The organism is Mesorhizobium denitrificans, from assembly GCF_003403035.1.
GTDB classification, from domain to species: Bacteria; Pseudomonadota; Alphaproteobacteria; order Rhizobiales; family Rhizobiaceae; genus Mesorhizobium_G; species Mesorhizobium_G denitrificans.
In genome coordinates this window covers 207018-228548 of the sequence record NZ_QURN01000003.1, presented here as the reverse complement: position 1 = coordinate 228548, position 21531 = coordinate 207018, and the positions used below count along the sequence as shown (strand labels likewise).

Genomic DNA, 21531 nt, shown 5'->3' with positions numbered 1-21531 from the left:
CAGCGTGGCGAACGATCCGATCCATCAGTTCCAGATTTCTAAGTGGATTCCGATCGAAATCGGCGGCTATGATTTCTCTTTCACCAATTCTTCCGCCTTCATGGTGGCAACAGCGGTTGTCGCTGGCGCTTTTCTTTTCCTGACAACGTCGAGCCGCGGCATCGTCCCGGGCCGTCTGCAGTCGGTTGCAGAAATGTCGTATGAATTCGTCGCAAATATGTTGCGAGATGCTGCGGGTACGCAGGGCATGCGATTTTTCCCGTTTGTCTTTTCCCTGTTCATGTTTGTTCTGGTCGCAAACCTCATCGGACTGTTCCCTTATTTCTTCACCGTCACCAGCCACATCATTGTCACCTTCGCATTGGCGATTCTGGTTATTGGCACGGTCATCATCTACGGGTTCATGAAGCACGGGTTTGGCTTCCTGAAGCTTTTTGTTCCGCAAGGTGTACCGGGAATTCTGGTGCCGCTGGTGGTGCTGATCGAGGTTATTTCCTTCCTGTCGCGTCCCATCAGCCTCTCCGTTCGTCTCTTTGCGAACATGCTGGCCGGCCACATCACGCTTAAGGTCTTTGCAGGCTTTGTTACCTCGCTCACGGCGCTTGGCGCTGCTGGTGTTGCCGGTTCCATCCTGCCGCTCGGCATGGCTGTGGCCATCACCGCATTGGAATTCCTCGTCGCATTCCTGCAGGCCTATGTGTTTGCAGTGTTGACCTGCATGTATCTAAACGACGCAATTCATCCGGGTCACTAACCAAGACGCAGTTCCTGGAATTGCATCCCAAAAACGCATTTCGAATTTGAATCCAAAAGGAGTTGGACAATGGAAGTAGAAGCAGCAAAGGCAATCGGCGCTGGCATCGCATGCCTCGGCATGGGTGGCGCTGGCATCGGCCTCGGCACCATTTTCGGTAACTACCTGGCGGGCGCTCTGCGCAACCCGTCGGCTGCTGACGGTCAGTTCGGCCGCCTGATTTTCGGCTTCGCCGTTACCGAAGCTCTGGGCATTTTCTCCCTGCTCGTCGCGCTGCTCCTCCTCTTCGCATAAGAGCAGGCATAGTTCGCCCGGCCGCAATTTTGGCGGCCGGTCTGCAAGGGATTAGGGGATCGAGATGTTCGTGACATCGGCTTACGCCCAGGAGGCCCAACCGGCCGAAGGGGAATCGCACGCACCGGCAGGGGAAACCCATGCCGCACCGGCTGACGCTCAAGCGGGCGAGACGCATACCGAAACGGGCATTGAGCATGGCGGCGGTGCTTTCCCGCCCTTCGATCCCAGCAACTACCCGTCACAGCTCCTTTGGCTGGCGATCACTTTCGGCCTTTTCTACCTCTTCCTGAAGAAGGTCATCGTTCCGCGTATTGGCGGGATCCTTGAGGTGCGGCATGACCGCATCGCACAGGATCTCGATCAGGCGGCGCGCATGAAGGAAGATGCCGACGCAGCGGTCGCCGCCTACGAACAGGAACTTGCGGAAGCGCGGGCAAACGCCAACACGATCGGCCAGACCGCTCGTGATTCAGCCAAGGCCGATGCCGAAGTCGAGCGCAAGAAGGTCGAGGCCGAACTTGATGGCAAGATGGCCGAGGCAGAAAAGCGCATCGGTGGCATTAAGTCGAAGGCAATGGCCGAAGTTAGCAACATTGCCGAAGAAACAGCTACAGCGATTGTTCAGCAGCTGACTGGCACCAAGGTTGATAAACCGACCGTCGCCGCTGCCGTCAAAGCAGTGCGGAACTAGGAGGGACCGATGGACGCCACATTCTGGGCATTTGTCGCCCTCGTCATTTTCATCGCAATATCGATCTATTTCAAAGTGCCCGGTGCGCTTGGCTCTGCGCTGGATAAGCGCGCGGCCAAGATTGCAGGCGATCTTGAAGATGCGCGCCGGCTGCGCGAAGAAGCCCAGCAATTGCTGGCTGAATATCAGCGCAAGCGCAAGGAAGCCGAAAGCGAAGCCGCGAGCATCATTGAGGCTGCGAAGAATGAAGCGAGCCAGCTCGTTACCGAAGCGCGCCAGAAGACCGAGGAATTCGTCACCCGCCGCAGCGCAATGGCCGAGCAGAAAATTGCTCAGGCCGAGCGCGAAGCAGTCAATGAAGTCCGGTCGACCGCCGTTGACATCGCCACCGAAGCTGCCCGCAAGCTTATCGAGCTTAAGGTAGACGCGAAGGCAGGTGCCGATCTTTTCAAGGCATCGCTGAGCGATCTCAAGGCCAAGCTCAACTAATTTCCGGTCAATCAAAAATCTAAGGGCCGTCCGAAAATCGGGCGGCCTTTTTCTTTTGCGCGAATAGCAGTTTGATGGCGTGTCAGCTTACCGCCTGTTCGTAAGCATCCTGCTTGAAGCCGAAAAGCAATATCCTGCCGGTGTCCAACACCGGGCGCTTGATGAGATTTGTTTCCGCCAGAATCATTGTGCGTGCCTTGCCTGCATCCAGATGCGCTTTCTCGCTCTCGGGCAATTCCTTGAATGTGGTGCTGTTCTTGTTCAGAACCGCCTCCCAGCCCGCCCTCGCGAACCAGTCATCGAGGGTTTTCGGTTCAAGCTTCTCGACGCGGTAGTCGAAATACCGATAAGGCACGCCGCGATCATCCAGCCATTTGCGCGCCTTTTTCACTGTGTCGCAGGATTTGAAACCGTAAAGCGTAGTCATCAAACGTCCAATCTTCTGCCTCCGAAAAGCTTTATCACAAATGCAAACGGCATTGCGCATTGTGAGGAACTATCCCAAGCATTTCGTGCCCCTTGCGGCACTGTCACGCGGTCGCATAAAGAGACATTGCAACCGCGTGCTTCGGCAAGGAACAGCCAAATGGCGGAGAGATATGACGTGTTGGTGGTGGGGGCAGGGCACAATGGTCTTGTCTGCGCTTATTACCTCGCCGCGGCCGGCCTGCGCGTCAAAGTCATAGAACGTCGCGGCGTGGTTGGCGGTGCTGCCGTAACGGAGGAGTTCCACCCCGGCTTCCGCAACTCAGTCGCATCCTACACGGTCAGCCTCCTCAATCCCAAAATCATCCGCGATCTGAACCTGCCCGCCCACGGCCTGAAAATCGTCGAGCGGCGGCTTGGGAATTTCCTGCCCTTGCCTGATGGCAACTATCTCAAGGCAGGCGAGGGCCTAACGCACGGCGAAATAGCCCGGTACAGCGCGCGCGATGCCGAGCGCTATGACGCATATAACGCCGAGATCGACGCGATTGCCGATGTTTTGCGCGACCTGGTGCTACAGCAACCGCCAAATATGGTCAGCGGCGGCTGGCGCGAAACCATCGCGGAGGCTTGGCGCGCGCTGTCGAGTGGCAATCGCCTGCGCGGACTTGCGCCGGAGCGACGTCGCGCGCTGCTCGATCTGTTCACCAAATCCGCCGCTGATTACCTCGACGGCTGGTTCGAGACTGATGGCGTCAAGGCGCTGTTCGGATTTGATTCCATCGTCGGTAATTTTGCCAGCCCATACACGCCGAACACGGCCTATGTGTTGTTGCACCATGTGTTTGGCGAGGTGAACGGAAAGAAGGGTGCTTGGGGTCATGCTATCGGCGGCATGGGTGCCATCACGCAGGCGATGGCTAGTGCCTGCCGTGCGCGCGGTGTCGAAATCGAAACGGATGCGCCTGCGCAGGAAATTATCATCGAAAAAGGCCGTGCAGCGGGCGTTGTTCTCGAAGATGGACGCGCCATTCGTGCGGGCGCGGTTGTCAGCAATTTGAACCCACGCCTGCTGTTCGAGCGGCTCGTTCCGGCGGATGCCATGCCTGCTGAATTTCTGGAGCGCATGCGGCGCTGGAAATGCGGCTCAGGCACGTTCCGCATGAATGTTGCGCTGTCCGAGTTGCCAAGCTTTTCCTGCCTGCCGGGCCGCGAGCTTGCGGATCATCATACGTCTGGCATCGTGATCGCCCCTTCGCTTGCCTATATGGACCGTGCCTATCAGGACGCGCGCCAGCACGGCTGGAGCCGCGAGCCCATCGTCGAAATGCTTATTCCATCGACGCTGGATGATAGTCTTGCGCCCAAGGATGCGCATGTCGCCAGCCTGTTCTGTCAGCATGTGCAACCGGAGCTTTCTGGCGGTCGCTCATGGGATGACCACCGCGAGGAAGTCGCGGATTTGATGATCGCAACCGTGGACCGCTATGCGCCCGGCTTCAAGTCCAGCGTCGTCGGGCGCCAGATCATGAGCCCTCTCGATCTGGAGCGCACCTTCGGCCTCGTTGGCGGTGATATTTTCCACGGTGCGCTCAGCCTCGACCAGCTGTTCAGCGCGCGCCCCATGCTCGGTTACGCGGATTATCGCTCCCCGATTAGAGCGCTTTATCTTTGCGGCTCTGGCACGCACCCCGGTGGCGGCGTAACGGGCGCGCCGGGTCACAATGCCGCCCGCACGATGATTGCCGACCGTCGCACGATCTTCGCCGCCTGAAAGCGACTGGCTCAGCCATCAGCGCGTGACAATCGGGTGCTCAGCGCATTATGTGTGCGCCAAAGAATGAAAGGTTCGCCATGTCCGCTTCAAACAAAGCCCTTGTTGATCCCGAAAAGCTCGACCGTCTTGCGCAGGTTGCCGTCTCGGTCGGTCTCGGTCTTCAGGAGGGGCAAGATCTCGTCATGACCGCGCCCATTGTGGCCGCGCCGCTGGCGCGCCGCATTGCGGAGCACGCGTATAAGGCCGGGGCGGGCATCGTGACGACGCTTTTCTCGGATGAGGAATTGACGCTCGCCCGCTATCGTTATGCGCCGGATTTCAGTTTCGACCGCGCGACCGGCTGGCTTTATGACGGCATCGCAAAGGCGTTCAGCGAAAACGCAGCGCGCCTGGCCATCTATGCCGAAGACCCGATGCTGCTTGCGAATGAAGATCCGGACAAGGTTGGTCGCGCCAACAAGGCCAATTCGATTGCCTATACGCCTGTGCGCGAAAAGATCACGGGCTTTGATATCAACTGGACGATTCTTTCCTATCCAAATCCAACCTGGGCGAAAAAAATCTTCCCCAACGACGACGAGGACACGGCGGTCAAGAAGCTCGCGGATGCTATTTTTGCAGCCACGCGCGTCGATCAGGCTGATCCCGTCGCGGCGTGGAAAACCCACAACGCAAATCTGCACCGCAAGACCGCACAGCTTAACGGCCAGCGCTTCCATGCCTTGCATTTCACGGGACCGGGAACGGACTTGACGGTCGGCCTCGCAGACGGGCACGAGTGGAAGGGCGGGGCATCGCTCGCAAAGAACGGCACGACGTGCAATCCCAATCTGCCCAGCGAGGAAGTATTCACGACCCCGCACGCGATGCGCGTGGACGGCTATGTTCGCTCAACCAAGCCGCTATCACATCAGGGCACGTTGATTGACGGCATCGAGATGCGATTCAAGGCGGGCAAGATCATCGAAGCGCGCGCCACGCGCGGCGAGCAGGTGCTGCTCAAGGTGCTCGACACGGATGAGGGCTCGCGGCGGTTGGGCGAGGTGGCTCTGGTGCCGCATTCGTCGCCGATCTCAAAGAGCGGGCTGCTTTTCTACAACACGCTCTATGATGAAAATGCTGCCTGCCACATCGCGCTCGGCCAATGCTATTCGGATTGCTTCATCGACGGCGCGAAGCTGACTGTCGAAGAAATTACCGCGCGCGGCGGCAATCGCAGTTTCATCCATATCGATTGGATGATTGGCTCCGGCGAAATCGACGTCGATGGTTTGGATGCCAGCGGCAATCGCACGGCTGTCATGCGCAAGGGTGAATGGGTTTAAGAATACCGCCGGCAGGCGGATGAGGGGTAATTCCCCCTTGAGGGGTGAGGAATGGTCCGCGAAGCGGACGAAAAGCCCTGGAATGGGCTTTTCGAGCGATGATCTAGGGCCAAATGCCGGCAAGCAGGTTAGGGACAACGCGAACACTGCAAGGTCAGCTATGCCCCTCATCTGGCCCTTAGGGTCACCTTCTCCCCGCAGGCGTGTAGAAGAAAGAATGCTCCGACGTGGGCGTAAATCGCAGGCGTCACAGAAAGTGCGAGACGTCGCCCCATCTACCTTCTCCCCTTGAGGGAGAAGGGGGCGGCAGGCGGATGAGGGGTATTGTTAAACCTCCACCCTAACCCAGCGTCACGATTTCCGCCTCAAGCCGGAACGGCGCAAAGCTCATGCGGTGAAGTCGTGCCGCGGGGCCATGCATCTCGATTGCGGCGCGGTGGCGCTCGGTCGCATAACCCGCATGAACATGGAAGCCGTAGCGCTCGTTGCGATCCGCGCAGCACGACATCATTCTGTCGCGCATGACCTTGGCAATAATCGAGGCGGCGGCAATCGACTGTGAGCGCTGATCACCCTTAATCAAAGCGCGACCCTCGCAGGGCAGACCAGGCGGAATATCCCGCCCGTCAGCCAGCGCAAGCAGCGGCCGCAGCGGCAGCGCGCAAAGCGCGCGGCGCATGGCCTCCAAACTCGCGCGCAAAATGTTGATCCGGTCAATGCCTTCAGCCGCGACGGATGCAAAGGCGATGCCCGGCGCGGTCGCCACGATCTGCTCGAACAGCACCTCGCGCGCGTCGCGGCTCAAGCGCTTCGAATCGTCAAGCCCATCGGGAATATTGTCTGGGTCCAGAATAACCGCAGCGGCGACGACCGGCCCCGCGAGCGGTCCGCGTCCTGCTTCGTCCAGCCCGCAAACCGGCCAAACCCCGTTTGCCCGCGCCTTCGCCTCAATAGCGAAATCGGGCTTTTCGAGAATCTCAAACAAGGGCGGAGAATCGGTACGCGGTCGAGCCATAATCGGCGAGACTCGCACCCGTACTGATTCTCCGCAAGACCTTCCCGCTGAGGGGAACCGCGGGAAGGAAACAGCCGCTCGGGGGAGGAGCGCGCTGCATCTTGGCAAATTCGGCGACGCTTTGCCCGAACCTGATCTCAAATAAGCAGGGCCTCACTTCAAATAAGAATGAGCTGTTCGCCGCCCTTTTGGGTTTGCACGAAAAGGTCTGTGCGCAGCCTTTTACGCTCCAGATTCAGGCCCAACTTCTTCGAAGCAATCTCAAAGCGGCGACCGATCTGCCAGGCATATGGACCCGAACCACGCATGCGCTTGCCCCATTCGGCGTCGTAATCCTTGCCGTCGCGCATGGAGCGCACCAGAGACAGCACATGCCGGTAGCGGTCTGGATAGTGCCGCAGCAGCCACTCCTTAAAGATCGGCGCGACCTCCAGCGGCAGCCGCAGGATAACGTAACCGGCCTCACGAGCCCCTGCCGCCTGCGCGGAATCAAGTATGCGCTCGATCTCGCTGTCGTTCAGGCCGGGAATGATCGGAGCAACCATCACCGACACGGGAATGCCCGCCTCGCTCAACTGCTTCAGCGTTTCGAGACGCTTTGGCGGCGTCGCTGCGCGCGGCTCCATGCTGCGCGCCAGCTTGCGGTCCAGCGTGGTAATCGACATTGCCACCTTCGCCAGTCCGCGCTCGGCCATGCGCGAAAGAATGTCAACGTCCCGCGCTACCAGCGCTGATTTTGTAACGATCCCAACGGGATGGTTGCGCGCCTCCAGCACCTCCAGCACCTCGCGCATGATGCGATAGTGCTTTTCAATCGGCTGATACGGGTCCGTATTCGTGCCGATTGCAATCGTGCGCGGCTCGTAGCCCGACTTGGACAATTCCTTGTCGAGCAGCTTGGCGGCATCCGGCTTTGCAAACAGCTTGGACTCGAAATCCAGCCCCGGCGAAAGCCCCATATAGGCGTGGGTAGGGCGCGCGAAGCAGTAGATGCAGCCGTGCTCGCAGCCGCGATATGGATTGATCGAACGGTCGAACGAAATATCCGGCGACTCATTGCGCGTGATGATCTGGCGCGGCCTCTCGACCTGCACTTCCGTCTTGAACGGCGGCAGTTCGTCGATGGAATTCCACCCGTCATCAAACACATCGCGGCTGGTCGGCTCATAACGCCCGCTGGGGTTAACACCTGCACCGCGCCCGCGCCGACGCTCATGATTGATACGCAGACCACTTTCTTCAACAATGGCATTGGCCATGGATGAGCCTCCTTGGCTAAAGGCTGCAACATCCGCGCGTGAAATCTGTTCCATTTCCGTCGTCTCCGCTTGCCGCCCTGCAAACACGGGGCTTGTGCGACTCAGGTGAAAGATGAAACTATTCCTATGATCTTGATGCGAACAAAGCAAGAACAATTTGAACGCATGGATGTCTGGCCAATGCGTGCGCTTTCGGCTATTTGCCGAATATGCTTTCCGTTGTGATCGAAACCAAAAATGACGAGGAAGATTTGGCTCGCACGCTGGCGTCGCTGGTCAGCGCTGCGGTTGAGGGGATGGTCCGCGAGGTGATCGTTTGCGATCTCGGGTCCACGGATCGCACGCACCAGATTGCGGACGAAGCCGGCTGCGTCTGGCTTCCGAGCGGCGGCGCGGCAGAGGGTGTGCGTCGTGCCAAATCCGATTGGCTGCTTTTTCTTGAGCCCGGCGCCACGCTTGTAGACGGCTGGATGGATTCGGTCGCGCGTCATATTTCGCGCGTCACCATGGCAGGGCGCTTCTCGCGCGCCAGCAAGGCACGCACGCCGTTCAAGAAACGCATCTTCGCGGGAAATCGCGCGCTCGTCGAAGGTCTGCTTATAACCAGGCGTCAGGCGTCATCGCTCTCACGAAACGGGCAGGACGGTGAAGCAATTGCGCGTGGGCTGGCCACCAAGCGCCTTGATGGCGAGATCGTGCCCGCGTCCAGAAAGTAGCGCTGTCAGTCGCTCTTGCGACGTAGATGTTCATCGAGCCTCGGCATGATCTCCACGAAATTGCAGGGCATATGCCGGTAATCGAACTGCGCCTTGAGAATTCCATCCCAGGCATCGCGACATGCTCCGGGCGAGCCCGGCAGCACAAACACGTAGGTGGCGTTCAGCACGCCGCCGGTTGCCCGCGACTGGATGGTCGAAGTCCCGATCTTGTCATAGGAAATGCGATGAAAAACCGCTGAAAAGCCGTCCATACGCTTTTCGAAAATCGGCTCCAGCGCTTCGGGCGTCACGTCGCGCCCCGTAAAGCCGGTGCCGCCTGTCGTGATGACAACGTCCACACCTTCGTCGCGCGACCATTCCCGAACCTTCGCGCGGATTTTTTCCACGTCGTCGGTCACGATGTCTCGCGCGGCGAGAATATGCCCCGCAGCCTCGATGCGCTCGGCCAGCGTTTGCCCGGATTTGTCATCCGCAAGGCTGCGCGTATCGGAAACGGTTAGAACCGCGATGCGGACGGGAATGAACTGGCGCTCGGTCATGGCCGAAACATTAAGTCATTGTCGGTGTCGCGGCAACGAACCAGCCGGGTTGGCTCAATCGAATAGTCCGCGCGGCATTTTCTGCCGTCGATGCGCTCTCATAGATGCCGAAGCAGGTCGCCCCCGAGCCGGACATACGCGCAAAAGCCGGGCCGGTGTGCTGCAGCGCAGCCATCGTTTCGGTAATAGCCGGTGCAAGCCTTTCAGCAGTCGCTTGCAGGTCGTTGCGGCTTTCGCGCAACCATGCCACCAGCCGCGGCAAATCCAGCCGGTTCGGCAGCGGAGCCAGCGAAGCGTTTTGAATGGTTGCCAATCCGCGAAACACGTCAGGCGTTGCGACATGAACGCCGGGATTTACCAGGACCATCGCCAGTTCGGGCATGCCGGAAACGGGTGCCAGCATTTCGCCCACACCCTTTGCGATCAGCGGTTTTGCCGCGAGACACATGGGCACATCAGCGCCCAGCTTCGCGCCAATGCCAAACAAGTCGCCCGCAAAGCCAGACAGTCGTGCCAGCGCGCGCAATGTCGCCGACGCGTCACTTGAACCGCCACCAATGCCGGAAGCCAGCGGCAGGTTTTTCTCCAGCATAAGCTTCACCGAGGGTCTGGCCGGAAACGCATCCCGCGCCTTGATAACCAGATTGGACTCGTCGGCCCTCAGCCCGTGGCCAAACGGCCCGGAAATCTCGAAACAATCATGTCCGGGCGTCGCAGTCAGCCGGTCGCCGAGCCGCGTAAACACCACGAGGCTTTCGAGCAAATGATAGCCGTCCGGGCGTTTGCCGGTCACATGCAGGGCGAGGTTGATCTTGGCCGGTGCGTCCTCGACGACCGGAGAGGCTGTCTCAGGCAAGGATTGGGATCAATCCTTTGCCAGACGATATTCGCCCGTCGCCGGGTCCTTCACGAGCGTGCCATGCGTGCCGTCGGCGGCTTGCTGGCGTTCGCGCTTGATCTTTGCCGTGACGCGCTCTGCCTCACGAACGAAGGACCGGTATCCATAATAGGCCGCGATGCCAACGATGGCAAAAAAGAGAAGCTGCGGCATCTCCAAGTTTCCTTTCCCGGCTGAACCGCTCAGCCTCAAGGCGCACATGACTTTTTTATGGCAAAGTCAGTGTAAAGCCATTCACAAAACTTTCAAAGTCCGAACCTGCCCCAAATTGCACGTTCTTCGGCAGCATCCAGCGCGGCGTGAACCGCTTCGCCCGCCAATCCAGAAGCATTGCGTGATCCGAACAGGCCAAATCCGCGACTGAGCAGGCCGCGCGGCTGTGTGACGAGCTTCAGCTGGGTCTTTTCGCCGTAGCGCGCTTTGAGGAACGAGCGCATATCGCCGAGCGAGTCGATCAGGCCGAGTTCCAGCCCCTTTTTGCCGCTCCAGAACAGCCCGGTGAACAGTTCGCCATCGTCCTTCAGCTTGGCCCCGCGCCGTTCCTTCACCATGTCGATAAAGGTGTCATGCACTTCCAGTTGCAGCTCTTTCAGCCGTTCCACATCTTCCTTGCGCTCAGGGCGGAAGGGATCGAGCACGGCCTTGTTGTTGCCAGCCGTGTGTACGCGCCGCTCAACACCGATCTTCTTGATCAGTTCGGTGAAGCCGAAACCGGCGGAAACAACGCCGATGGAGCCAACAATCGACGACGGATCGGCGACAATCTCATCGCCCGCCAGCGAGATCATATAGCCGCCGGATGCAGCTACATCTTCCACGAACACGTAAACGTGTTTGTTCTTTTCGCGCGCGAGGTCGCGAATGCGCTTGTAGATGAGGCGTGACTGCACGGGCGAGCCGCCCGGCGAATTGATCGAAAACGCCACGGCAGGCGCGTCCTTCATCGCGAACGCCTTTTCGATCAACCCCGCCGTCGATGCCAACGAAAGCGTCGGGCGCAGGGAGCTTCCGCCGGAAGCAATCATGCCTTGCAGCCGCACCACGGGTATCGTCACGACGTTCGACCGCATTGATTTAGGCAAAAGGCGTGAAAGGGCTTGCTTGATGGCCACTCGTATCTCCGTGTTTTCCCCGCAGATGTAGGCGTTTGGCGCGCCTGCACAATCCCATTAGTCGCCGAAAAGTGACACCAGACCATTGTTGATTGCATCGGCCTTCGCGCAAAAGCGGTCCGATCCATGCTCGTGCAGAAACAGCGGTGGGCTAAGTTTCAACGCCGCGCGCGAGCCGCGAACCGCTCGCACGATGATGCGGATGGCCGCTTTGTCGTCGCGTGGATGGATCGGCATGATTTCCGCACCGCCAAATCGCCCGCTCATCGCGGAAAGCAGGTCTGGCAGCGCTTCGGGCCGAACGATGATGACTATCCCGCCTCTTGGGCGCACCACTGCCGCCGCGCTTCGTATCCAGCTTTCCAGCAAGCCGTCATGGCCAACATGCGCCGCGCGTTTGAGCGTGTCCGGCGTCGCCCGATCGTTCGCCGCGTTGAATGGCGGGTTCATCACAACATGGTCGAAGCTATTGTCCTCAAGACCGGCGGTATTGCGCGCGGCGCCGGTCAAGGAAACATCTGCATCGAGAATTGAAACGCGCCCTGCAACCTCTGCATTGCCAGCGTCAGCAAGCGTGCGCTCTGCGCAATCCAGCATTTCTGGCGCATTTTCGATCAATACGACTTGCGCGCCCCGAACGCGTGAGGCAACCGCCAGCCCGGCTGCACCTGCGCCAGCGCCGAAATCCGCCAGTCTCCCGCTAAAGCGGGCAGGCACCGCCGCCGCCAGCATCATGGCATCCATTCCGGCGCGATGGCCGGATTGCGTGGGCTGCACGAGCCAAAACCGCCCGCGATGAAACGCATCGCGAGAGAAATTGTGCAATTCCAGATGATTTGTATCAGCCTTCGCGGATTTCATTTCCGATTCCGGCGTCGGAAAGAATCTTTCGCGCTTCGTCAGCGTCGCCTTCCGGCACCATGATGCGGCGCGGCAGTACGCCGATTGAGCCGTCCAGCACGCTCATATTCTGGTCTGCCAGCAAACATTCTATTCCCGCGTCCTTCAAAAGTGACTGAACGAAGGAAAGAACGACGGCATCGTTTGTTCTGATGAGTTCGATCATTGCAAACAATTGGCACCTCGTGGCATGGCTGTAAACAGTGCCGCGCCAATTCGCCGCCTGTAATGGCGCGTGCACAGGTCATAAATTGCCGCAAGGCAGCGTGGAGAATAGACAGTGGGTGTTGTCGTCAATCTGGATAGCGGCAAGCGCGAAGCGACGATCAAGCCGTTGATCGACTTGACCAAGGCCGATATGGGCCGGGTCAACGAGCTTATTTTGTCGAAAGCCGGCTCAGATGTGGAAATGATCCCGGAAGTCGCGAACCATCTGATTTCGTCGGGTGGCAAGCGATTGCGCCCCATGATCACGCTCGCAGCTGCAACCATGTTCGGCTATGAGGGCGACGGCCACGTCAAACTCGCGACCAGCGTTGAGTTCATGCACACGGCAACCCTGCTGCATGATGATGTGGTTGACGAAAGCGACCTTCGGCGCGGCAAGAAAACCGCACGCATGATCTGGGGCAATCAGGCCAGCGTGCTGGTTGGCGATTTCCTGCTTGGGCAAGCTTTCCGCATGATGGTCGAAGTCGGCTCGCTGGAAGCGCTCGACATTCTCTCCTCTGCGGCTGCGATCATTGCTGAAGGCGAGGTTATGCAGCTTGCTGCCGCCAACAACCTCGAAACTACCGAAGATGAACATTTCGCCGTCATAAAGGCCAAGACCGCAGCGCTGTTTTCTGCGGCGGCCGAGGTCGGCCCAGTAATCGCAAACGCGACGCGCGCAGACCGCGCCGCCTTGAGATCCTACGGGATCAATCTCGGCCTTGCCTTCCAGCTTATCGACGATGCACTGGATTATGGCGGGTCGAGCGCTGACATGGGCAAAAATGTTGGTGACGATTTCCGCGAAGGCAAAATCACGCTGCCTGTCATTCTGAGCTATCGGCGCGGCACGCTGGACGAGCGCGAATTCTGGAAAAGTGCTATCGAGCAGGGCGCGAATGACGATGCGGCCCTTGAGCGCGCGATCAGCATCATGACGCGGCACGGTGCCGTTGCGGATACGATTTCGCGTGCGCGCCATTTTGGTGAAATCGCGCGCGATGCATTGGCTCCGCTGCCAAATACCCCGCAAAAGTCGGCGCTTATCGACGTCATAGATTTCTGTATTCGTCGGATTAATTAATCTATATTTCTTTTAGTATTTTGTACTATTCTTTAGCAGAAGAGATGCATATTGACATTATTTTTTGAAATTAAGGGTTCTGGAATTGCCGCGCATTTCGGTTGTGCTGCCTGTCTATAATGCAGAGAAATATATTCGAGAATGCATTGATTCTGTTTTAAATCAGACATTTACAGACATTGAACTGTTGGTGATCGACGATGGCTCGTTCGATGCAACGCCCTCCATCGTCCAGTCGGTAAGCGATCCGCGCCTTCGGTATTTTCGCTCGGAAAGAAACGCGGGAACCGCCTCGGCGGCCAGGTTCGGTTACGGGGTCGCGTCTGGCGAGTTCATAGCCAATATCGATGCTGATGATGTGGCACTGCCGGACCGGCTGGATCTGCAATATGCGTTTATGAAAAACTTCCCCGACATCACGGTCGTGGGTGGCGTATTGGAGCTATTTGGCGACGAAACCGGCTTTGCAGCGGCTCCCGCGGTCGATTCTCAAATCAAAATGCAACTGCTGCCGGGCACGGCGAACATTTACAACCCTACAGCGTTGATTCGTAAGGCGTTTTTGGACGAACACGCCATCGCCTGCGAGCCGGAACTGAAAGGCGCGTTTGATTGGGGCTTCTGGGTGAAAATCATGCTGCATGGCGGCAAGTTTGCAAATCTTGAACGTCCGCTTTTGAAATACAGATCTCATCCAGAGCAGCAATCTCGAAATGCCGAAATAATGCGGAGCGAGTTTGCTCAAGTTCGGTGTCGAGTTCTGGAAATATTCTATCCAGACCTGTCGGCAGCCGAGCGGGTGCTGGTCGAACCTTTGTTGCAATGGTTGGACCCACCGCCGATTTCCGTACATCAACTGATTGGCGGCGTCGAAATTCTGGACAAGATTCTCCGGTTCAAGGAAGTGTCGTTTGCAGGGGAAGATCGTGGTATGCTCCGTCGATACGTCACAAAGTGCAAAGCCGAATATGATGATGTGCTGGAACAAGTGCGTTCAGGAACAATTGTCGCGGCGAGCTAGGTAAAATCCGTTTGCTTTGGCCGGATAAATTGAGCCGGATTGAAGTTGCTTCGCAAAAAGGCCATGCTTTCCTGAAATATCGCCTGCGCGATTCTGGCCGGATGGGCGTTTCCGGCTTTTGTTGAAAGGACGAAGATGCAGCAGAAACGAGCCAGCTGGCTACTGGGCCTGGCGGCAATTGCGGCATTCGTGCCGGCGGGTGCGCCCGCTTTTGCAAAACAATCCGAGCCTCCCGTGGAAGTGCGGTCCTTCTCCGGTTCCTATCTGGCGGCGCGTGTAGCGGAGTCAGACGACGATCTGGACGATGCGATTGCCTATTATAAGCGCGCACTGTCGTTCCAGCCGGATGATGCTGAAATCAAGCAGAACCTGCTTCTCGCGCTGATTTCTACCGGTCGCTTCGATGAGGCGTTGCCTTACGCAAAGGCGCTCAAGACCGTGCCCGAGGCCGAGCGCTTTTCTCGTCTCGCATTGGCCATTGACGACATTCGCAAGAAGGATTTCGCCGGCGCGCAGAACATGATGAAGCTTGCGCTTCAGTCGGATGTGGATGCTCTTATCGCCGGGCTGATCACGGCGTGGTCGAAATACGGCGCGGGAGATGCGAAAGGCGCGGTCAGCTATCTCGAAACCTTGCAGGGCCCGGATTGGTACGCGCTTTTCACGTCCTATCATCAAGCTCTGATCGAAGAAGCGGCTGGCATGAAGCCGAAGGCCGACGAGACGTTCGGCCTGACTTTGGACAATGTGGAGCAGGGGCCGATTGCGCCCGGCACCTATTTGCGCGCAGCTGAGGCCTATGCGGGCTTTCTGGCCCGCGAAGGTCGCAAGGATGATGCGCTTGCCGCTCTTGACAAGGCAGACGCATTTGCGCCCGGTCGCCTCCCGATTGAGGCACTTCGCACGCAGATCAAGGAAGGCAAGGAAATCAGGCCGTTAGCGCCTACTGCCGCTGCGGGCATATCGGAAGCGCTGCTGAACATCGGCGCTGCGCTCGAGCGTGATGGAGGCGAGCCGCTTGTCCGACTTTATCTCCAATATGCGCTGGCGCTTTCGCCGGACAATGATCTGATCCTGATGCAGCTTGCTGAAGGTGCGGAGCAGAAGCAGGACGCGCAGGCGGCGATTGATCTCTATACCCGCGTTCCTGCAACCTCGCCGTTCAAGAAGCTGGCCGAAACGCAGGTCGCGCTGAACCTTGCCGATCTGGACAAGCAGGATGAGGCCGTTTCGCATCTCAAAAAGATTCTTGCGGATGATCCGAATGACATGCGCACCTATCTCGCGCTTGGCAGCGTTTACGCGTCGAAGGAAAATTTCCGCGATGCAGCCACGCTTTACGATCAGGCGGTCGAGCATCTGAAGAACCCGACGCGTGACGACTGGAGCATTTTCTATCAGCGCGGCATTGCCTATGAGCGCATCAAGGAATGGCCGAAGGCCGAGCCGAATTTCCGCAAGGCATTGGAATTATATCCAAATCAGCCGCAGGTGCTGAACTATCTCGGCTATTCCTGGATCGATATGGACATGAACCTTGAGGAAGGGCTGAACCTCATCCGCAAGGCGGTCGATCTGCGTCCAAGCGACGGTTACATCGTGGATTCGCTCGGCTGGGCTTATTACAAGCTTGGCCGTTATGAAGAGGCCGTAAACGAGCTTGAACGCGCCGTTTCGCTCAAGCCGGAAGATCCGGTCTTGAACGATCATCTCGGCGATGCCTATTGGCGTGCGGGTCGCCAGCTTGAGGCAACCTTCCAGTGGCGTCATGCACGCGACATGAAGCCGGAGCCGGATGTGCTCGCTTCGGTCGAAAAGAAGTTGCGCGAGGGCTTGCCGCCCATTGAAAACAAGGCTGCCGCAAACTCCAAGGATGCGCCGAAGCCTGTGGAGCAACCGGCCCCTGCGCCCGTGCCCGACAAGAAAACGGAAGCACCGGCGGCTCAACCGACTTTTCCTGCCACCAGCGCGCAATATGTCGTGCAGCCCGGCCAGTCACTTTGGTCAATTGCCGTGGACAAGCTTGGCAATGGTGAGCGCTATCGCGAGATTCTCAATCTCAACCCACAACTGCGCAATCCAGGTCAACTGACGCCGGGCCAGCAATTGATCCTGCCGATCGCCGACTGACGCTTTGGATGGCTGACTGATGCTGGTTGCGGTGGGTGAAATTACCCCCCAATACGCTTCGCGGACCATTCCGCACCTCACAGGTGGTAAGGGGACAGTTTAAACGCCTCGCTCGCTTTGCAACGCTTGCGATTGAAGTCAACGTAGACACTTTCCCATTCTCCCCTTGAGGGAGAAGGTGCCGTCAGGCGGATGAGGGGGCTCGCTCAGCGCCCAAAACACCCTAGGCCGCCCTCAGCTTTCGCGCTATTTTGCACGACCAATGGCGCGTGCTGAAAACCCAAGCCTGCATCCGGCGCTGCGGATATTTTCCGCAGGCGTCATCATTGTGCTTCTCGTCGGGGCGGGGCTTTTCTTCACGCCCGCTCTCGTGCGTCCGCGCTGGCCGTGGGATGTCGCGCCGTTCAACGCGCGCTTCCTCGGCAGTTTTTACACTGCAGAAATCGCAGTAATGCTGTTTCTGCTGGTCTGGAACCGCTGGTCGCCGGGGCGGTTGATCCTTTTCATGGCGTTCACCTTCACGCTCGTCGTCACCGCGACGTCGCTGGTGCACCACGGCATGTTTAATTTCGCGCGCAAGGCGCCGTGGATCTGGTACGCGGTCTATATCCTCTCGGTGATCGTATCCGGCTATGTTCTGTTCGCCAGCCGCAGCAAGCCCGTTGTGCACGGCCCCAGGCTCGCGCCATCCTTGCTCACCTGGCTCAATCTCGAATGGATGCTGCTCGCTTTATATGGCGCAGCGCTGCTTGCCTTGCCGTTGCAAAGCACCGCTTTCTGGCCGTGGCACATCGATATTTTCCATGCACAAACCTACAGCGCGATTTTCCTCAGTGGCGCGGCAGGCGTTTGGCTCCTCGCGCGCAATGGCACGCGCGAGGACTTCCTCGTCGTTGCCACTGCGGAAATCATGGTGGGCGCGCTCGCCATACTCGGCCTCGTACTCACAGACCTCGCCGTTCATCGCGTGACATGGGCCGCCCCCGGCACAATCGCATGGATTGCGCTCTTTGCGCTGATTGCAGCGAGCGGCATTCAGAAGCTTCTTCATGCGCGCCGGATGGCCACCATCGCTTGACGCATGGGAGCGCGCTCACTAGGACAAGCGCCACGAGTGCGACCTAGCGCGAGGCTTCCGTGTCCAACGCCATGAATCCGGCCCGTTCTTTTCAGGGCCTAATCCTGACCTTGCACGCCTATTGGGCGGCGCGCGGTTGCGCGATTCTGCAACCTTACGACATGGAAGTTGGCGCGGGCACGTTTCACCCGGCTACCACCCTGCGCGCGCTTGGCCCGAAACCGTGGAACGCAGCCTATGTGCAGCCGTCACGCCGTCCCAAGGATGGGCGTTATGGCGAAAATCCGAACCGCCTTCAGCACTATTATCAGTATCAGGTGATCCTGAAGCCGAATCCGTCAAACTTGCAGGAGCTTTATCTCGGCTCGTTGGAAGCAATTGGCATTGATCCGCTGCTGCACGACATCCGTTTCGTCGAGGACGATTGGGAAAGCCCGACGCTCGGCGCGTGGGGGCTCGGTTGGGAGTGCTGGTGCGACGGCATGGAAGTGTCGCAGTTCACCTATTTCCAGCAGGTCTGTGGCATTGAATGCGCGCCTGTCTCCGGCGAATTGACCTACGGCCTTGAGCGCCTCGCAATGTATGTGCAGGGCGTGGACAATGTTTACGACCTGAATTTCAACGGCGTCGAGGGCGAGGGCAAGGTCACTTACGGCGACGTGTTCCTGCAGGCTGAGCAGGAATATTCGCGGCACAATTTCGAGTTCGCCAACACGCAAGCGCTGCTGCGCCACTTTGTCGACGCGGAGGCGGAATGCCGCGCTCTGCTGGCCGCAGGCGCACCGCTGGCCGATGGCGAGCGTCACCGCATGGTGTTCCCGGCCTATGATCAGTGCATCAAGGCCAGCCACATCTTCAATCTGCTGGATGCGCGCGGCGTTATCTCCGTCACCGAGCGGCAAAGTTACATTCTGAAGGTGCGCGAACTGGCGAAAGCCTGCGGCGAAGCCTTCCTGCAAACCGAAGCGGGCGGTGCGCTGCTTCGCGCCGCTTGACCTGCACAAAGACATCAAGAGCCAGTCATGCCTGATCTTCTTCTTGAACTCCGCTCCGAGGAAATTCCCGCCCGCATGCAGCGCAAGGCGGCGGGCGACCTGCGGAAGATGGTCACTGATGGCCTTGTTGATGCCGGTCTGACCTACGAAGCCGCGCGCGAATACTGGACCCCGCGCCGTTTGACGCTGGACCTCCGCGGCGTGACGGCGCGCTCGCGCGACGTGCACGAGGAAATCAAAGGCCCGTCCACCACCGCGCCAGAGCAGGCCGTGCAAGGTTTTTTGCGCAAGGCGGGCCTGTTCGACATTTCGCAGGCCCATATCCACAACGATCCGAAGAAGGGCGATTTTTACGTCGCACACCTCTCCAGGCCTGGTCGTTCGGCGGAAGAAATCATCGCGGAGTTGATCCCCGCCATCATCCGCAGCTTCCCGTGGCCGAAGTCGATGCGTTGGGGCAAGGCGTCAGCCAAGCCGGGTGCGCTGCGTTGGGTGCGCCCGCTGCAATCCATCGTTTGCACCTTCGGCCCGGAAACCGAAGAGCCTGTCGTGGTGGATTTCGAGGTCGATGGCATCCGCTCCGGCAACATCACTTACGGCCACCGTTTTCATGCACCGGAAGACATCGTCGTGCGCCGCTTCGATGATTATGTCTCCAAGCTCGAAGCCGCGAAGGTCATTCTCGACGCCGAGCGCCGCAAGGAAATCATCCGCGCGGACGCTGTCAATCTCGCCTTCGCAAACGGTCTTGAGATGGTCGAGGACGAGGGCCTGCTGGAAGAAGTCTCCGGCCTTGTCGAATGGCCTGTCGTGCTGATGGGAACCTTCGAGAAGGAATTTCTCGCCATCCCCGCCGAGGTCATCCGGCTCACCATCCGAGCCAACCAGAAATGCTTTGTCACGCGTCCGGGCGATGCCGCAGGCGACGAAGCGAAGCTGTCGAACCATTTCCTTCTTACGTCGAACATCGACGCAAAGGACGGCGGCGTTGAAATCGCGCGTGGCAATGGCAAGGTCGTGCGCGCGCGCCTCTCCGATGCGCTCTATTTCTGGCAGACCGACCAGCACGATCTTCCCGATCTCGACACGCTGCAAGAATCCGCCGCAAGGTTCGATCTGGATCTTTCCAAGCCGCTGGATCAGCGCATGGCGCGGCTGGACAGGCTCGGCGTAACCTTCCACGCCAAAATCGGCACGCAGGGCGAACGGGTCGCGCGCATCGCGGCGCTTGCGGAAGAACTGGCTCTGCTCGTAGGTGCCGATCCAAAGCTCGCGCGCCGCGCTGCTGTGCTGGCGAAGGCCGATCTGCAAACCGAAGTCGTTGGCGAGTTTCCCGAACTGCAGGGCGCGATGGGCCGCAAATATGCGCTGCTGCAAGGCGAAAACGAATCCGTCGCCGCCGCGCTTGAGGATCACTATAAGCCGCAAGGCCCATCCGACCACATTCCGTCGGATACGGTCGCCATCGCCGTTGCGCTGGCCGACAAGCTGGACACGCTTGTCGGCTTCTGGGCCATCGACGAAAAGCCGACCGGCTCAAAAGACCCTTACGCGCTTCGCCGCGCCGCCCTCGGCGTCATTCGAACTTTGTTGGAAAGCGATCTACGCATACCAATCATCGAAGTCGCTTACCGTCAACGAAATCGTTGGGTTGACCAGCTTTTGGAACATGATGCTGGGAGTGGTGCTGGGGACCGTTTAAGTTCGAGTGACCACACTGATGACGGCAGAAGCGTTGCTCGCGACCTCCTCTCCTTCTTCCATGACCGTCTAAAGGTCTATCTCCGCGATCAGGGTGCGCGGCATGATCTTATCGACGCGGTGATCACGCCGCAGTCTGACGATCTGCTTGCAATCGTTCGCCGTGTGGAAGCGCTGGGCGCTTTCCTCGATAGCGAGGACGGCAAGAATCTGCTGGCTGGAACCAAGCGTGCGGCAAACATTCTTGCGGCGGAAGAGAAGAAAGGCACGCGCGTTGCGGATGCGGTCGATGCCTCGCTACTCAAGCAAGATGCCGAGAAAAAGCTGGCTGCGGCGGTGAATCAAGCTGAGAAGGATGCGGGCCAAGCGATTCAGAATGAAGACTTTTCCGGTGCCATGCGCGCGCTTAGCGTGTTGCGTGAACCAGTTGATTCATTCTTTGAAGCAGTGCTCGTAAACGATCCTGACGAGAATGTCCGCGCGAACCGTCTGGCGCTGCTGTCCCGCATTCGCGCGGCAACGGGTCAGGTGGCCGATTTCTCGAAAATCGCCGGTTAGCTGCCGGACTGCTGCGTTTCGGCTGGCTGGTCGACTGCGGGTTCCTGCGTCTCTGCCTGCGCGGGCAAAGGCTCGCCAAATTCAATCGCCTCGCGAACGGCGCGACGCTCATCGCGATCCTTTTTGCGCTGTTCGGGGCGGCTCAGCGGCTTCGGCTGTTCTTCCTCAACAACCGGCGCTGGCGTAGCGTCCCCGAACACGCCTCCGCGCAGCACTGTCGGTGCATTTCCAGAACTGATCGCTGCAACACGTTCGTTGCTTACGGCCGGTGGCTCGCCTATCGCGATGACGGACCGGCTCAACGGCGCCATGCCATTTGCTGAAAGCACATCGACGGATGTTGAATTTTGTGCTGGCTGGATGACCATCACAGAGCGCGAGGAATGCGCGCCACCGCTTTCGACCTCCAAGATTGAAGATGCCGCCGCCTCGCCAGCAAACAGACTGCCGACGACAATTATCGCAACTTGAATACGCATAGTTCCGCTCCGCTCACGCGGCTCTATTAATCAATGGCTCTTTCAGCCCGATTGAAGAAATAGACAGCAATTGA

General features: G+C 58.8%; 23 protein-coding genes. 13 read left to right on the top strand and 10 right to left on the bottom strand.

The features are described 5' to 3' along the window. The first annotated feature begins 4 nt into the window (after window positions 1-4). From DY251_RS04530 to DY251_RS04515, 4 genes are all read left to right on the top strand, one after another. The gene (locus DY251_RS04530) at window positions 5-754 is read left to right on the top strand and encodes a F0F1 ATP synthase subunit A (protein ID WP_116622660.1); all 750 of its coding nucleotides are present in this window, start codon (window positions 5-7) and stop codon (window positions 752-754) included. Between the two features lie 69 nt (window positions 755-823). Next, on the top strand, window positions 824-1048 hold the full coding sequence (locus DY251_RS04525; protein ID WP_116622659.1) for a F0F1 ATP synthase subunit C: 225 nt from the start codon (window positions 824-826) through the stop codon (window positions 1046-1048). A gap of 64 nt (window positions 1049-1112) precedes the next feature. Then, complete coding sequence (locus DY251_RS04520) at window positions 1113-1742, top strand: F0F1 ATP synthase subunit B (protein ID WP_116622658.1); 630 nt, start codon at window positions 1113-1115, stop codon at window positions 1740-1742. A 9-nt stretch (window positions 1743-1751) separates the two neighbouring features. After that, entirely contained in the window at window positions 1752-2231 is a 480-nt protein-coding gene (locus DY251_RS04515) for a F0F1 ATP synthase subunit B (RefSeq protein WP_116622657.1), read from the top strand. 82 nt (window positions 2232-2313) lie between these two features. Here DY251_RS04515 and DY251_RS04510 read toward each other — a convergent pair whose 3' ends face one another. Further along, window positions 2314-2658 carry a Spx/MgsR family RNA polymerase-binding regulatory protein gene (locus DY251_RS04510; protein WP_342633551.1) on the bottom strand — a complete coding sequence of 115 codons (345 nt, stop codon included), beginning with the start codon at window positions 2656-2658 and terminating at the stop codon, window positions 2314-2316. Window positions 2659-2817: 159 nt separating this feature from the next. Between DY251_RS04510 and DY251_RS04505 the strand changes: the two genes are divergently transcribed. Both DY251_RS04505 and DY251_RS04500 read left to right on the top strand, forming a co-directional pair. Continuing rightward, window positions 2818-4431: a phytoene desaturase family protein gene (locus tag DY251_RS04505; protein ID WP_116622656.1), complete on the top strand. Its 1614-nt coding sequence runs from the start codon at window positions 2818-2820 to the stop codon at window positions 4429-4431. A gap of 80 nt (window positions 4432-4511) precedes the next feature. Next, window positions 4512-5759 (top strand): aminopeptidase, encoded by a 1248-nt coding sequence (locus DY251_RS04500; protein WP_116622767.1) that lies wholly within the window; start codon window positions 4512-4514, stop codon window positions 5757-5759. A gap of 340 nt (window positions 5760-6099) precedes the next feature. On the opposite strand, the gene DY251_RS04495 is transcribed toward DY251_RS04500, so the two are convergent. After that, window positions 6100-6774 carry a ribonuclease HII gene (locus DY251_RS04495; RefSeq protein ID WP_116622655.1) on the bottom strand — a complete coding sequence of 225 codons (675 nt, stop codon included), beginning with the start codon at window positions 6772-6774 and terminating at the stop codon, window positions 6100-6102. A gap of 158 nt (window positions 6775-6932) precedes the next feature. Further along, window positions 6933-8087, bottom strand: a complete 1155-nt coding sequence (locus DY251_RS04490) for a PA0069 family radical SAM protein (RefSeq protein WP_116622766.1) — start codon at window positions 8085-8087, stop codon at window positions 6933-6935. 155 nt (window positions 8088-8242) lie between these two features. On the opposite strand from DY251_RS04490, the gene DY251_RS04485 reads away from it, so the two are divergent. Beyond that, window positions 8243-8749 (top strand): glycosyltransferase, encoded by a 507-nt coding sequence (locus tag DY251_RS04485; RefSeq protein ID WP_116622654.1) that lies wholly within the window; start codon window positions 8243-8245, stop codon window positions 8747-8749. Between the two features lie 5 nt (window positions 8750-8754). On the opposite strand, the gene moaB is transcribed toward DY251_RS04485, so the two are convergent. From moaB to DY251_RS04455, 6 genes are all read right to left on the bottom strand, one after another. Beyond that, on the bottom strand, window positions 8755-9291 hold the full coding sequence (moaB, locus tag DY251_RS04480; protein ID WP_116622653.1) for a molybdenum cofactor biosynthesis protein B: 537 nt from the start codon (window positions 9289-9291) through the stop codon (window positions 8755-8757). A gap of 10 nt (window positions 9292-9301) precedes the next feature. Continuing rightward, window positions 9302-10147 carry a 4-(cytidine 5'-diphospho)-2-C-methyl-D-erythritol kinase gene (locus DY251_RS04475; RefSeq protein ID WP_116622652.1) on the bottom strand — a complete coding sequence of 282 codons (846 nt, stop codon included), beginning with the start codon at window positions 10145-10147 and terminating at the stop codon, window positions 9302-9304. 9 nt (window positions 10148-10156) lie between these two features. After that, on the bottom strand, window positions 10157-10342 hold the full coding sequence (locus DY251_RS04470) for an NfeD family protein (protein ID WP_116622765.1): 186 nt from the start codon (window positions 10340-10342) through the stop codon (window positions 10157-10159). Between the two features lie 92 nt (window positions 10343-10434). Continuing rightward, entirely contained in the window at window positions 10435-11259 is an 825-nt protein-coding gene (locus DY251_RS04465; RefSeq protein WP_425373278.1) for a S49 family peptidase, read from the bottom strand. Between the two features lie 99 nt (window positions 11260-11358). Beyond that, window positions 11359-12162 (bottom strand): tRNA1(Val) (adenine(37)-N6)-methyltransferase, encoded by an 804-nt coding sequence (locus DY251_RS04460; protein WP_116622651.1) that lies wholly within the window; start codon window positions 12160-12162, stop codon window positions 11359-11361. After that, a complete protein-coding gene (locus DY251_RS04455; RefSeq protein WP_116622650.1) occupies window positions 12143-12367 on the bottom strand; it encodes a putative signal transducing protein in 225 nt (74 codons plus the stop codon). The genes DY251_RS04460 and DY251_RS04455 overlap by 20 nt, the downstream gene beginning before the upstream one ends. A gap of 114 nt (window positions 12368-12481) precedes the next feature. On the opposite strand from DY251_RS04455, the gene DY251_RS04450 reads away from it, so the two are divergent. The 6 genes from DY251_RS04450 (at window position 12482) to glyS (ending at window position 20978) form a co-directional block, all read left to right on the top strand. After that, window positions 12482-13495 (top strand): polyprenyl synthetase family protein, encoded by a 1014-nt coding sequence (locus DY251_RS04450; protein ID WP_116622649.1) that lies wholly within the window; start codon window positions 12482-12484, stop codon window positions 13493-13495. 85 nt (window positions 13496-13580) lie between these two features. Then, window positions 13581-14516 (top strand): glycosyltransferase family 2 protein, encoded by a 936-nt coding sequence (locus DY251_RS04445; protein ID WP_158553218.1) that lies wholly within the window; start codon window positions 13581-13583, stop codon window positions 14514-14516. A 135-nt stretch (window positions 14517-14651) separates the two neighbouring features. Then, a complete protein-coding gene (locus DY251_RS04440; RefSeq protein ID WP_116622647.1) occupies window positions 14652-16646 on the top strand; it encodes a tetratricopeptide repeat protein in 1995 nt (664 codons plus the stop codon). A gap of 262 nt (window positions 16647-16908) precedes the next feature. Further along, complete coding sequence (locus tag DY251_RS04435) at window positions 16909-17724, top strand: hypothetical protein (protein ID WP_116622646.1); 816 nt, start codon at window positions 16909-16911, stop codon at window positions 17722-17724. 71 nt (window positions 17725-17795) lie between these two features. Beyond that, window positions 17796-18719: a glycine--tRNA ligase subunit alpha gene (locus DY251_RS04430; protein WP_116622645.1), complete on the top strand. Its 924-nt coding sequence runs from the start codon at window positions 17796-17798 to the stop codon at window positions 18717-18719. A 27-nt stretch (window positions 18720-18746) separates the two neighbouring features. Then, on the top strand, window positions 18747-20978 hold the full coding sequence (glyS, locus tag DY251_RS04425; protein ID WP_116622644.1) for a glycine--tRNA ligase subunit beta: 2232 nt from the start codon (window positions 18747-18749) through the stop codon (window positions 20976-20978). On the opposite strand, the gene DY251_RS04420 is transcribed toward glyS, so the two are convergent. Beyond that, window positions 20975-21457 (bottom strand): hypothetical protein, encoded by a 483-nt coding sequence (locus DY251_RS04420; RefSeq protein ID WP_116622643.1) that lies wholly within the window; start codon window positions 21455-21457, stop codon window positions 20975-20977. The genes glyS and DY251_RS04420 overlap by 4 nt on opposite strands. Window positions 21458-21531: the final 74 nt, after the last annotated feature.